General features: G+C 70.4%; 10 protein-coding genes and 1 pseudogene. 4 read left to right on the top strand and 7 right to left on the bottom strand.

The genetic code is table 11. The features are described 5' to 3' along the window. Window positions 1–83: 83 nt before the first annotated feature. From AC27IO_RS14175 to AC27IO_RS14165, 3 genes are all read right to left on the bottom strand, one after another. The gene (locus AC27IO_RS14175) at window positions 84–764 is read right to left on the bottom strand and encodes an aspartate/glutamate racemase family protein (protein ID WP_498739287.1); all 681 of its coding nucleotides are present in this window, start codon (window positions 762–764) and stop codon (window positions 84–86) included. Between the two features lie 11 nt (window positions 765–775). Beyond that, window positions 776–1,702, bottom strand: a complete 927-nt coding sequence (locus tag AC27IO_RS14170) for a transporter substrate-binding domain-containing protein (RefSeq protein ID WP_284430594.1) — start codon at window positions 1,700–1,702, stop codon at window positions 776–778. Window positions 1,703–1,770: 68 nt separating this feature from the next. Continuing rightward, complete coding sequence (locus tag AC27IO_RS14165) at window positions 1,771–3,102, bottom strand: aspartate aminotransferase family protein (RefSeq protein ID WP_498739285.1); 1,332 nt, start codon at window positions 3,100–3,102, stop codon at window positions 1,771–1,773. A gap of 255 nt (window positions 3,103–3,357) precedes the next feature. On the opposite strand from AC27IO_RS14165, the gene AC27IO_RS14160 reads away from it, so the two are divergent. Next, a complete protein-coding gene (locus tag AC27IO_RS14160) occupies window positions 3,358–4,230 on the top strand; it encodes a MurR/RpiR family transcriptional regulator (RefSeq protein WP_498739283.1) in 873 nt (290 codons plus the stop codon). A gap of 13 nt (window positions 4,231–4,243) precedes the next feature. On the opposite strand, the gene leuA is transcribed toward AC27IO_RS14160, so the two are convergent. Then, window positions 4,244–5,941: a 2-isopropylmalate synthase gene (leuA, locus tag AC27IO_RS14155; RefSeq protein ID WP_498739281.1), complete on the bottom strand. Its 1,698-nt coding sequence runs from the start codon at window positions 5,939–5,941 to the stop codon at window positions 4,244–4,246. Window positions 5,942–6,375: 434 nt separating this feature from the next. Here leuA and AC27IO_RS14150 point away from each other — a divergent pair, with 434 nt between their 5' ends. Further along, on the top strand, window positions 6,376–7,530 hold the full coding sequence (locus AC27IO_RS14150) for an ABC transporter substrate-binding protein (protein WP_498739278.1): 1,155 nt from the start codon (window positions 6,376–6,378) through the stop codon (window positions 7,528–7,530). Between the two features lie 88 nt (window positions 7,531–7,618). Here the strand turns inward: AC27IO_RS14150 and AC27IO_RS14145 are convergent. Together AC27IO_RS14145 and AC27IO_RS14140 are read right to left on the bottom strand one after the other, a co-directional pair. Continuing rightward, window positions 7,619–8,224: pseudogene (locus tag AC27IO_RS14145) on the bottom strand (3'-5' exonuclease); the annotation flags it as partial. Window positions 8,225–8,326: 102 nt separating this feature from the next. Next, window positions 8,327–9,286, bottom strand: coding sequence for a LysR family transcriptional regulator (locus AC27IO_RS14140; RefSeq protein ID WP_498739277.1), 960 nt, complete (start codon window positions 9,284–9,286; stop codon window positions 8,327–8,329). A 144-nt stretch (window positions 9,287–9,430) separates the two neighbouring features. Between AC27IO_RS14140 and AC27IO_RS14135 the strand changes: the two genes are divergently transcribed. Together AC27IO_RS14135 and AC27IO_RS14130 are read left to right on the top strand one after the other, a co-directional pair. Next, window positions 9,431–10,525, top strand: coding sequence for a tartrate dehydrogenase (locus tag AC27IO_RS14135; RefSeq protein ID WP_284430589.1), 1,095 nt, complete (start codon window positions 9,431–9,433; stop codon window positions 10,523–10,525). A 97-nt stretch (window positions 10,526–10,622) separates the two neighbouring features. After that, window positions 10,623–11,624 (top strand): Bug family tripartite tricarboxylate transporter substrate binding protein, encoded by a 1,002-nt coding sequence (locus tag AC27IO_RS14130; protein ID WP_498739275.1) that lies wholly within the window; start codon window positions 10,623–10,625, stop codon window positions 11,622–11,624. A gap of 25 nt (window positions 11,625–11,649) precedes the next feature. Here the strand turns inward: AC27IO_RS14130 and AC27IO_RS14125 are convergent. Beyond that, on the bottom strand, window positions 11,650–12,691 hold a 1,042-nt coding region (locus AC27IO_RS14125; protein ID WP_498739274.1), incomplete at its 5' end, for an extracellular catalytic domain type 1 short-chain-length polyhydroxyalkanoate depolymerase.

The raw sequence follows: 12,691 nt of genomic DNA, 5'->3' as shown, positions 1-12,691 counted from the left end.
CCGGTGGGCCGGCAGGCGGGCGGCGCACCGGCGGGGCACTGAGCGCGCCTGCGCCGCCCGGCCTGTCCACCTTTTTTTTCTTTTCAGCCCAGCCGCTGGCGCAGCCGCGCGACGGCGCTGTGCACGGTGGTGAACACCGGCAGCCCCGTGGCCGCCTCGCACGCGCCCCGGGCGCGCGCCATGCTGAATTGCGCGAGCGCGATGCGGCGGCAGCCCTGCGCCTGCAGCGCAAGTGCCTGCTGGGCGATGAGCCGGTCGTGCAGCACCGCATCGCCCCGGTTCAGCGCGTCGAGCGCGCCGTCGGCCAGGGCCGTGTGCAGCGCCACGTGCGCAGGAAACTCCGGCGGCATGGAGGCCAGCGTGGGCGCGAAGGTGGCGATCAGGCCCACGGCCCCTTCGCCGGCGGCCTGCGCGATGTCGTCCACCATGGCCTCGTTGGGCTTGAGCACCGGCAACCCCGCATGCCGGCGCGCCACCGCCTCGATGCACGGCCCGAAGGCCGAGCAGGTGAACAGCAGCGCATGGGCGCCCGTGCCCACGGCGTAGTCCGCCAGCCGCTGAAACCGGTCATGCATGGCCGCATCCAGCCCTGCACCCGAGCGCGCCAGATCGGCCGAGAGGCTGTCGTCCAGCAGGTTCATGCGCAGCGCCTCGGGCCACTGCTGCGCGAAGGCGGCGTTGATGGGCTCGACGGAATGCGGCAGGGCATGGATCAGCGCGATGCGCGGCGGTGCGGATGCGGATACGGGGGTGGGTGCGGTCATGGGAAGGGGGCTCAGATGCCCTTGGAGCTGGGGTTCTGGAACGCGTCGCGCGTTTCGGCATTCAGCGGGTAGCGGATGTTGATGTTCTTGGGCGGAATGGGCGACATGAACCAGCGCTGGTACAGCGCCTCCATTTCGCCGGACCGCATCATGGCACCGACCACCCGGTCCACCAGCGCCTTGAACGGCGGATCGTCCTTGCGGAACATGAGCGACTGGTTCTCGGTGCGCAGGCTCTCGCCCACGATGGCGAAATCCTGCGGCTGGCGCGCATTGGCGATCTGCCCCGCGAGCAGGATGTCGTCCAGCACGAAGGCGGCGGCGCGACCGCTCTCCACCAGCAGGAAGGAGTCGGTGTGGTCCTTGCCCGACAGGTGCGTGATCTGCAGGGCCTGGCCCTTGTCGGCCTCGCGCAGCAGCCGCAGCGAGGTCGTGCCCGCCGTGGTCACCACGGATTTGCCCTGCAGGTCCGCGATGCCGCGGATGCCGGAATCGGCCTTGACCAGCAGGCGCACGTTGTAGCGGAAGATGTCGGGCGAGAAAGCCACCAGCTTTTGCCGCTCCACCAGGTTGGTGGTGGAGCCGCACTCGATGTCCACCGTGCCGTTCTGCACCAGCGGAATGCGGTTGGCCGAGGTGACGGCCTGGTACCTCACCTCGATGGCGGGCATCTTCAGTTCGGCCTTGACCGCCTCCACGATGCGGTGGCAGATGTCGATGCTGTAGCCCACGGGCCGCAGGTTGCCATCCAGGTACGAAAAGCCGAACGACGACTCGCGGTAGCCGAAGGTGATGGCCCCGCTTTGCTGGATCTTGCCCAGGGTGCCGCCGGCCGCGGGCGCCTCCTGGGCGAAGGCCGCCGGGGCGGCCAGGGCCGCGCACGACAGAAAGGCGGCCAGGAGGCGGCGCGGGAACGAAAGGGACGGTGCGACGGGCATGGCAAAGGCTCCTTCAGGAACGAGGGATGGAACGGGAGGGAGAACGGAACGACGGGGAAGGGTGACGCTCAGGCCAGCCCGGCCGTGGCCTGCCCGATGGCGTGCGCCAGCAGGTCGGCGATGGCCTGCAGGTCCTCGCGCGTGGCGATGTAGGGCGGCGCGAGCAGCACGTGGTCGCCGCGCAGGCCGTCCACCGTGCCGCCGAACGGATAGCACAGCAGGCCCGCATCCATCGCGGCCTTCTTGACGCGCGCATGCAGCTTGAGCGCGGGGTCGAACGGGGCTTTCTTGGCGCGGTCGGCCACCAGCTCGATGCCCCAGAAATAGCCCCGTCCGCGGATGTCACCCACGTGAGGATGGTCACCCAGCGCGCCGCGCAGCATGCGTTCGAACACCGGCGCATCGCCCTGCACTTTCTGCAGCAGGCCGTCGCGCGCGATCACCTGCTGCACCGCCAGCGCGGCGGCGCAGGCCACCGGGTGGCCCAGGTAGGTGTGGCCGTGCTGGAAGAATCCGCTGCCGCGCGACATGGCCTCGACCACGCGCCCCTGCGCCAGCACCGCGCCGATGGGCTGGTAGCCGCCCCCCAGGCCCTTGGCCACGGTGATGAGGTCGGGCACCACGCCCTCCTGCTCGCAGGCGTGCAGGGTGCCGGTGCGGCCCATGCCGCACATCACTTCGTCCAGGATCAGCAGCACCCCGTAGCGGTCGCACACCGCGCGCACCGCCTGGAAGTAGCCCGGCACCGGCGTGAGCACGCCCGCCGTGGCGCCGCCCACCGTCTCGGCCACGAAAGCGATCACGCGGTCCGCGCCCTGCGCGAGGATGGCGGCCTCCAGTTCCGCCGCCAGCCGCTGGCCGTAGGCCTGCGGAGATTCGCCGTCGCGCATCTCGCGGTACGGGTAGCAGGGCGACACGTGCGTGGCCGGCACGAGCAGCGGCGCGAACGGTGCGCGCCGCCAGGCGTTGCCGCCCACCGCGAGCGCGCCCAGCGTGTTGCCGTGGTAGCTCTGCCGCCGCGCGATGAAGTGCGTGCGCTGGGGCTCGCCCCGCTCCACGAAATACTGCCGCGCCATCTTGAGCGCGGCCTCCACGGCCTCCGAGCCCCCGCTCACGAAGTAGGCGTGGCTCGTGCCGGCCGGCGCGCCGCGCACCAGCGTCTGCGCCAGCTCTTCCGCCACGTCGGTGGTGAAGAAGCTGGTGTGGGCGTACGCGATGCGGTCGACCTGCCGGTGCATGGCGGCGATCACGTCGGCATGGCCATGGCCGAGCGAGGACACGGCGGCGCCGCCGCTGGCGTCCAGGTAGGTGCGGCCGCTGGCGTCGCGGACCACCATGCCCTGCGCGCCCGCGGCGACAGGGGGGGTCTGGTGGAGATGGCGGTGCAGGACGTGTGTCATGGCGGGGCGGGCAAGGTTCGGTGGCGGCGGGGCGGTCAACGGATCAAAAAATCCATTTCCCATTAATTTAGAACAAATATACCAATACCTGCAAAAATTGCAACATGCGTTTTTTCGATTAATCAGATGGAACACATGTTCCAAACCCCATCCGGCCTTCCTTTCATTCCTGCCCGTGCGCGCTTGCCCTACAGTCGTGCGGTGGCGCAGCGCGCCGCGCCGCCCTTTGTTCAGCCCCTGTCCAGGTCCGTTTCCATGAGTCTCAGAGACACCATTCGCCAGCGCCATGCCGGGCTGTCCCCCTCGCTGCAGCAGGCGGCCAAGTTCGTCATCGACCGTCCGAACGAGGTCGTGACCACCTCGATGCGCACCGTCGCCGCGCGCTCGGGCGTGCCGCCAGCCACCCTGGTGCGGTTCGCGCAGCAGTTGGGATTCGAGGGCTGGCCTGCGCTCAAGGAGGCCCTGGCGCAGGACATGGGCCTGGGCAGCGAGCAATACGCCCCGCGGGCACGCCAGTTGGCCGGGCGTGCCAAGGACCAGTCGCTGGTGGGCGAGATGTTCGACGTGCACCGCCACAACCTGGAACAGACCGAGCGGCAGAGCGCCGTCTCGCTGCCGCGTGCCGCGCGGCTGCTGGAGCAGGCCCGCCATGTGCACGTGGCGGGCTTTCGCGCCTGCTTTCCCGTGGCGTTTTCTTTCGTCTATGTGTACCGGCTGTTCCGCCCCTCGGTCCATCTGGTGGACGGCCAGGGCGGCTCGCTGGAGATGCAGCTGCGCGCGCTGGCCAAGGGCGACGCGCTGGTGGTGGCCAGCTTCGCGCCGTACTCGCGCGAAGCGCTGCAAGCCGCCGAAGCGGCGCGCAGCGTGGGCGCGAAGGTGGTGGCGTTGACCGACAGCGAAGCCTCGCCGCTGTCGCTGCTGGCCCATGAGACGGTGCTGTTCGCCACGCAGAGCCCGTCGTTCTTTCCGTCGATCGCCGCCGCCACGGCGGTGGCGGAATCGCTGCTGGAACTGCTGGCCAGCCGCGCGGGCGCGCCGGGCATCGAGCGCATCGAGGCGGCCGAGCAGCACCTGGTGCGCTCGGGCGCCTACCTGCAGCCGGTCGCCCTGCGCAAGCCAGGGGGCTGACGCCCCTGGTGATTCAGGCCACGGTCGAGGCGCTGGCCGCAGCCGGTGCCGCCTGCCGGCGCTGCGCCAGCCGGTTGGCCGCGCTCACCACCGCATGCACCGACGCCGTGACGATGTTGTGGTGCAGGCCCACGCCGAAGGTCGCGCCGGGCACGCCGTAAAGAGCCGCCTCCACGATGGCCAGGGCCTGTGCATCGGCGCCGGAGCCGGTCGCACGCTCCTCGTAGCCGTGCACGCGCAGCGGCAGGCCCAGGGCGTCCACCGTGGCGTCGATCGGGCCGTTGCCCTGGCCCTGCAGGGTCTGGCGCGCGCCGTCGATGGTCACGTCCAGCTCGATGCCGCGGCCGTCGTCGGCCAGCCGGTGGGCATGGCAGACGATGGCGCCGGGCACGCCCGCGGGGGTTTCGAGGTAGGTGGCCTGGAACAGCGACCACAGCGTGGCGCCGGTCATCTCGGTCTCGCTGGCATCGGTCTGGCGCTGCACCACGGCGCTGAACTCCACCTGCATGCGGCGCGGCATGACCACGCCGCGCTCGCGCTCCAGCAGGAAGGCGATGCCGCCCTTGCCCGACTGGCTGTTGACGCGGATCACGCTGTCGTAGGTGCGGCCGAGGTCCGCCGGGTCGATGGGCAGGTAGGGCACCTGCCACAGGCCCTCGGGGTCGTGGGCGGCGAAGCCCTTCTTGATCGCGTCCTGGTGCGAGCCCGAGAACGAGGTGAACACCAGGTCGCCCACGTACGGGTGGCGCGGGTGCACGGGCAGCGCGGTGCATTCCTCGGCCACGCGCGCCACGGCGTTGATGTCGGAGAAGTCGAGCCCCGGATGCACGCCCTGCGTGTAGAGGTTGAGCGCCACCGTCACCACGTCGAGGTTGCCGCTGCGCTCGCCATTGCCGAAGAGGCAGCCTTCCACGCGCTGGGCGCCGGCCATCATGGCCAGCTCGGCCGCCGCCACGCCGGTGCCGCGGTCGTTGTGCGGGTGCACCGAGAGCACGATGTGCTCGCGGGGGCTCAGGCGCCGATGCATCCACTCGATCTGGTCGGCGAACACGTTGGGGGTGGCGTTTTCCACCGTGGTGGGCAGGTTGATGATGATCTCGCGACCCGGGCCCACGCCCCAGGCGGCGATGGCGGTCTGGCAGGCTTCGAGCGAGACTTCCAGCTCGGTTGCACTGAAGGTTTCGGGCGAATACTGCAGCGTCCAGCGGGTTTCGGGCTGGGCATCGGTCAGGCGCTTCAGGTGCGAGACGTGCTGGTCGATGAACGCCATCACCTGCGTCACATTCATGCCGAACACCACGCGCCGCCACACGGGCGCGGTGGCGTTGTACAGGTGCACGATGGCGCGCGGCGCGCCGCGCACGGCCTCGACGGTGCGCTCGATGAGGTCGGCGCGCGACTGCGTCATGACCATCAGGGTCACGTCGTCGGGCACAAGGCCCTCGTCGATGAGGCGGCGCACGAAGTCGTAGTCGGTCTGCGATGCGGCAGGAAAGCCCACCTCGATTTCCTTGAAGCCGATGCGTACCAGTTCGTGGAACAGCTTCATCTTGCGCTCGCCGTTCATCGGCTCGAACAGTGCCTGGTTGCCGTCGCGCAGGTCGGTGGACAACCAGATGGGGGCGCGGGTGATGGTCTTGGAAGGCCAGGTGCGGTCGGCCAGCGCGATGGGGGCGATGGGCTGGTACTTGGTAGCGGGCTTGGAAATCATGAGAGGCTCCACGAACGGTGTGTGCCGTGCTGCAAGGCAGCGCTGGGGCACGGGTCGAATCAACGGTGAACGGTGAACGACATCCCCTGCAGCCCTCCACCATGGGTGGAGGCTGGTTCGCGGGCCGGGGTCAGGGGGAAATCGGTGTTGCGCTTTTAGGCAACGGTGATGGCGAACGCAGGCAGACCCCGGCCAGGCACTAGGCCTAGCGATAGTGGGGATAGCAGCAGATTGCGTTGCATAGCGGCAAATCCTAGCACAGGACGATCAAATCCCGTCCACAGGCGCCAAAACGCCACAAAAACTGATTAACAATGGGTCATACATTTCGCACGTTCTTGCATTTGCAAAGGGCGTGCCGGTTCTTCTGCATCGGTTCGTCCGGGCGCGTTGGCGCCCTTGTCTGCTGTCTGCCCTCCACAGGAGCACGTTCCATGAAACGCCGTGTATTCACCACCCGCCTGGGCGCCTCGCTGGCCCTTCCCTGGATCGGCTCGGCCGCTCGCGCGGCCCCTCCCGTCATCGTCGGCATGGTGGCGCCGCTGACCGGAGGCAATGCCGCCGAAGTGGGCAAGCAGGTGGTACTGGGGGTGGAAACCTATTTTGCCGAGGCGCAAAAGAGCCAGGCATTTCCCGGCCTGGAGGTGCGGCTCGTCGTGGAAGACGATGAATTCAAGCCTGAGAAGACGCTGGCCGGCGCCCGCAAGCTGCTGGCCATGAAGCCCGCCGCGCTGATCTCTTTCGCCACCAGCAACACCCAGGCGCTGATCGAGGCCAAGCTGCCGCAGGACAGCGGCGTGCCGCTGTTTCCCACGCGCTCGGGCTCGCAGGTCATCCGCGAGCCGGTGAACCCCTACGTCTTTCACGTGCGCGCCGGCTACAGCACGGAGCTGACCAAGCTGGTCGCGCAGATGGGCGACGCCATCGGCATGACCAAGTTCGCGGCGCTCTACCAGAACGACGCCTATGGCGAAAAGGGCCTGGAGGCGCTCACGGCGGCCCTGTCGAAGCGCAAGCTGTCACTGGTCGCCAAGGAGCCCTACGAGCGCACCTCGTCGGACATCCAGCCCGCGCTGGCCAAGCTGCTCAAGGCGGATGCGCAGGTGATCGTGATGGTGGCGGGCCAAGCCGCGGGCAGCGCCTTCGTGAAGGCCTACCGCGCGGCCGGCGGGCATGCGCAGGTGGTCGGCATCTCCGACCTCGACCCCGTGAAACTGGTGGACGCCGTGGGTGCGGAAAACGCCCGCGGCGTGGGCATGACGCAGGTGTTCCCGGCGCTCACCAACCAGTCGATCCCGGTGGTGCGCGAATTCCGCCAGGCCATGCAGGCAGCGCAGCAGAGCGCCAGCATCGCCTCGCTGGCGGCGTTCGAAGGCTTCCTCGTGGCCAAGACCATCGGCCAGGGAATCAAGGCCGTGCCGCGCAGCGGCAGCGGGGGCGTGGATGGCCGGGCGCTGGCCGAGACGCTGTCGCGCCTGCCGCGCATCGATCTGGGCGGCTACGAGGTGTCGTTCCTGAACAACCGGCGCGAAGGCAGCCTGTTCACGGAAATCGCCATCCTCGACAGCTTCGGGCGCGCGCGCTACTGACCAAAGCCGGGGCCGCTGAGCCCAGGGCATCCCCGCGAAACGGGGCCCGGAGCGGTGCTAAAACGCCCGCGGTGGCCTTCGCCACCGCCGCGCCGTGCTGCGCGAACCACTTGCCCAACGCGGGCCGCGCGCAGCGCTGCAGGCCCATGAGCAGGGCATGCGCGGGGTCGGCTACCCCCCAGCGGGTGCGCAGGTCGTGCTGGATGCGGCCCAGCAGCGCCGCGGCCATCTCCGCATCGGCCAGGGCTCGGTGGGCGCGTTCCGCCAGCGGCAGATCCAGGTGGCCGACGATGCTGCCGAGCTTGTGGCTGGGCGCCTCCGGGTACAGGCGACGCGACAGCAGCACGGTGCACGCGAAGGCGTGGGGCGCCGGAAGGTCCGCACACTGCAACTCGGCCGCCCAGAACTTGCTGTCGAACGATGCGTTGTGCGCCACCATGGGCGTGTCGCCCACAAAGCGCGCCGCCTCGCGCATGACCTGCTCCGCATCGGGCGCGGCGGCCACCATCGCATTGGTGATGCCCGTCAGCTGCGTGATGAACGGCGGAATCCACGCGCCGGCATTCATCAGGCTCTGAAAGCGGTCCACCACCTGGCCGTTGTCCAGCAGCACGATGGCCACTTCGGTTGCCCGCGCGCCCTGGCCGGGCGAGATGCCCGTGGTTTCGAAATCGATGACGGCGATGAGGGACATGGCGGGGCGGCAAAGGGGTCGGCGTGCGGAATGCCCGCATTTTCGGCGAAGTGCCCGGACCGGCCGGCGCGAAGGCGCCGCCAAGGACGCGCGGCAGGGGGCTCACTCCGTGTCGCCTTCCCCGCCGCGGGCCCTGCCCCGGTCCGACAGCGCCTGCGCCACGAAATCGACGAAGGCCCGCACCCGCGCCGCGGACTGGTGGCGCTGCGGGTACACGGCGTGGATGTCGGCATCGGGCGTGCTGTAGGCGGGCAGCACCGGCACCAGCTGCCCGCTTCGCAGGTGGCGCTCGATGTCCCACTCGGCCCGCATCAGGATGCCGTGCCCTTCCAGGGCCCAGCGCACGGCGATCTCGCCGTCGTTGGTGGTGAGGCTGCCGCGCGTCTTCACCGACTCGGTGACCGCACGGCGCCCGCGGCCACGCGTGAGCCGCCACACGCCGTAGGCCTCCTCGCCCTGGCGGATGCCCAGGCAGTTGTGGTGCACCAGGTCGTTGGGCACCTTCGGCGTGCCGTGGCGCGCCAGGTAGTCGGGCGATGCGCACAGCAGCCGCCGGTTGTGCGCCAGGTGCCTGGCGATCACGCGCGCCTCGGGCGGCGCGCCGAATCGGATGCACACGTCGAACGCGTCGTCGGTGAGCGCAGGCGGGTTCACGGACAGCTGCAGTTGCACCTGCACCTGCGGATGCAGGCGCGCGAAGCGCGAGATGAGCGGCGCGATGTGGCGGCGCCCGAACCCCAGCGTGGCATTCACCCGCAGCAGGCCTTTCGGCGTCGCGCGCGACAGGCCCAGCAGCTCTTCCAGGTCGTGGATCTCGCCCAGGATGCGGCGCGCGTGCGCCAGGTACAGCTCGCCCTCGGGCGTGAGGCCCATGCGGCGCGTCGTGCGGTTGACCAGCGACACACCCACGCGCGCCTCCATCAGCGCCAGGTGCTTGCTGACGGCCGGCGTGGTGATGCCCAGCTCGCGCGCGGCCGCGCTCAGGCTGCCGCAACTGGCCAGCACCGAGAAAAACCCCAGGTCGGCCGGCTGGATGGCGGGAAGGGCGCGGGCGGCAGGCATGGGCAGACGGCAGGAAAAAAACCGGGTGGGCGGGCGGCTGGATTGTTGAATCCAGGTGAACAATGGTTTCACTATAGCCCCGCGCCGAAAGGCCGGCGGTGCCTAGAGTGGCGCGGTCCCCAACGCTTTTCGACCGAACCACCCATGACCACCTACGCCATCGCCACCATTCCCGGAGACGGGATCGGCAAGGAAGTGATTCCCGCCGGCCGCCAGGTCCTGCAGGCCCTGGCCGCCACCGACGAGACGCTGCGCTTCGAGTTCGAAGACTTCGACTGGGGCGGCGACCACTACCGCGCGCACGGCGCCATGATGCCGGCCGACGGGCTGGACGCGCTGCGCGGCAAGGACGCCATCCTGTTCGGCTCGGCGGGCGATCCGCACATTCCCGACCACATCACCCTGTGGGGCCTGCGCCTGAAGATCTGCCAGGGCTTCGACCAGTACGCCAACGTGCGGCCCACGCGCATCCTGCCGGGCATCGACGGACCGCTCAAGCGCTGCACACCCGAGCAGCTGGACTGGGTGATCGTGCGCGAGAACTCGGAGGGCGAATACTCCGGCGTGGGCGGCCGGGTACACCAGGGCCACCCGATCGAGGCCGCCACCGACGTGTCGATCATGACCCGCGTGGGCGTGGAGCGCATCCTGCGCTACGCCTTCCAGCTCGCCCGGTCGCGCCCGCGACGGCAGCTCACCGTGATCACCAAGAGCAACGCGCAGCGCCACGCGATGGTGATGTGGGACGAGATCGCGCTGGAGGTCTCGCGCGACTTTCCCGACGTGGCCTGGGACAAGGAGCTGGTGGACGCCGCCACGGCCCGCATGGTGAACCGCCCGGCCACGCTGGACACCATCGTCGCCACCAACCTGCATGCCGACATCCTGAGCGACCTGGCCGCCGCGCTGGCGGGCAGCCTGGGCATCGCACCGACCGGCAACATCGACCCCGAGCGGCGCTATCCCTCGATGTTCGAGCCCATCCACGGGTCGGCCTTCGACATCATGGGCCAGGGCCTGGCGAACCCCGTGGGCACGTTCTGGTCGGCCGTGATGCTGCTTGAACACCTGGGCGAGGCGGACGCCGCCCGGCGCCTGATGCGGGCCATCGAACACGTCACCGCGGACCCGGCCCTGCACACGCGGGACCTGGGTGGCCAGGCCACCACGGCCCAGGTCACGCAGGCAGTGTGCGACCACCTGGCCGGCACCCGCCAGGCGCAGCGGCGGGCCGCCTGAAATCCTTTTCTTTCATTCATCCGTTCCGTCCTTCGCCCGACCGCGCCGCGGCGGGCCATCCCCCAGGCGCCGCAGAGCGCTCTCCCAGGAGACCAGCATGGCCCCGAAATTTTTCCCCGCGCGCCGGCGGCGGCAGGTACTGCTGCACGCTTTCGCGGCCGCCCTCCCGGTGCTGGCCAGCGGCAGCGCTCTCGCCCAGGCCGCCTGGCCCACCAAGACCATCAGCCTGACGGTGCCTTTTCCGGCCGGCGGCACCACCGACGTGCTGGCGCGGGCGCTGGCCGACCGGCTGACGGTGTCGCTCGGCCAGCCCGTCATCGTGGAAAGCCGCCCGGGGGCCGGCGCCACCATCGGCGCCGACTACGTGGCCCGGTCCAGGCCCGACGGCTACACCCTGCTGATGGGCGCGGTGCACCACACCATCGCCACCAGCGTGTACAAGAAACTGCCCTACGACTTCCAGAAGGACCTGGCCCCCATCACCACGGTGGCGCTGGTGCCCAACGTGCTGGTCGTGCACGCCGACAACCCGGCCAGGACCGTGGCCGACCTGGTGGCCCAGGCCAGGGCGCAGCCGGGCAAGCTGACCTTCGGCTCCAACGGCAACGGGACCGCGCAGCACCTGATCGGCACGCAGTTCCAGGGCCTCACCGGCACGTCGCTGGGCCACATTCCCTACAAGGGCAGCGGCCCGCTGGCCACCGACCTGCTGGGCGGCCAGATCACCCTGTCGTTCGACACCATCACGCCCGTGCTGCCGCACATCAAGGCCGGCAAGCTGCGGGCGCTGGCAGTGTCCACGCTCCAGCGATCCTCGGCCCTGCCCGACGTGCCGACGCTGGACGAGGCGGGCCTGAAAGGCTTCGACCTGGGCACGTGGTTCGGCGTACTCGCCCCCGCGGCCACGCCAAGGGACATCCTGGACCGGCTGAACGCCGAGATGGTGAAGGTGATCCAGTCGCCGGAGTTCCGCAAGCGCATGGCCGACATCGGCGCCGAGCCGGTGGGCAACACCCGCGAGCAGATGGCCCAGCAGATCCGCAGCGAAACCGAGCGCTTCGCCCGGCTGGTGGCGGACGCGAAGGTGGTGATCGACTGACGCCGCCGCCGTGCCTCGCGCCCTATCAACCGGCGGCGCGGGGGTGCTCCAGGAAGAACCGCAGCATCTGCGCCGTCGCGTCCACCCCGCGCGGATCGGTGTAGCTGCCCCGCGCGTGGCCCCCGGCCCAGGCATGGCCCGCGCCGTTCAGTTGCCAGTGCTCGGCCACCACCACGCCCGGGCCGCTGCCCGGTGCGGCGCGGTACACGGTGCGCGTGTAGCGCTGGCCGCCGGGGCTCTGGCCGGTTTCGGCCTCGGGCCGGGCACCAGGCGCGGACCGCAGCGCCGCAGCCAGCAGCTGCTCGCCATTGCGGGCGTGCACCGTCTCGTCGGCATCGCCGTGGAACACGATGAGCGGCGGCGCGCCGGCCCCGTCCTCGCGGGCGGGGGATGCCGGGCCGGGCGTGCCCTTGGCGCCGCTCTTCATGGCCGACAGCGCGCCCATCACGTTGTGCGCGGCGCCGGCCTGCAGGCCCGAATGCACGCCCACGGCCGCGAACACGTCGGGGTATTCGCGCGCCAGCAGCGCGGCCATGGCCCCGCCGGCGGACAGGCCCGCCACGTACACGCGGCGGGCATCCACGGGGTGGCGCGCCATCGCATCGCGCACCATGGCGACCAGCGTGGCGGGCTCACCGTGGCCGCGCTGCTGGTCCTGCGGACGGAACCAGTTCCAGCAGCCGTGGGCGTTGGCGCCCTGGGCCTGCGCGGGGTACAGCACGAGCGCGTTCGCGGGTGCGGCGGCCTCGTTCATGCCGGTGCCGAGGGCGAAGTCCTGCGGGTTCTGCGTGCAGCCGTGCAGCATGAGCACCAGCGGCATCGGCGTGCCCACGGCCGCGCCGGGGGGCACGCTGAGGTAGTAGTGGTCCTGCGGCGCGCCGGCCGGGCCGGCGAAGGCCACCCGCGTGAAACTGCCAGGGGATTCGGCTCTCGCGCTGCGAGGCGACGGTGACGGCGATGGCCGGTGCGCGTCCGGCGCCGGGGCGGCCGGCCGGTCGACGACCACCGCGTCTTCCACGTCGGGCGCGCCGAAGGGGGCCTTCCATGCCGCGGCGGGGCTGCTGGGC

Source organism: Acidovorax sp. KNOB132 (assembly GCF_057541515.1).
The sequence above is the reverse complement of the archived record's forward strand: the minus strand, read 5'-3'. Positions and strand labels throughout refer to the sequence as shown.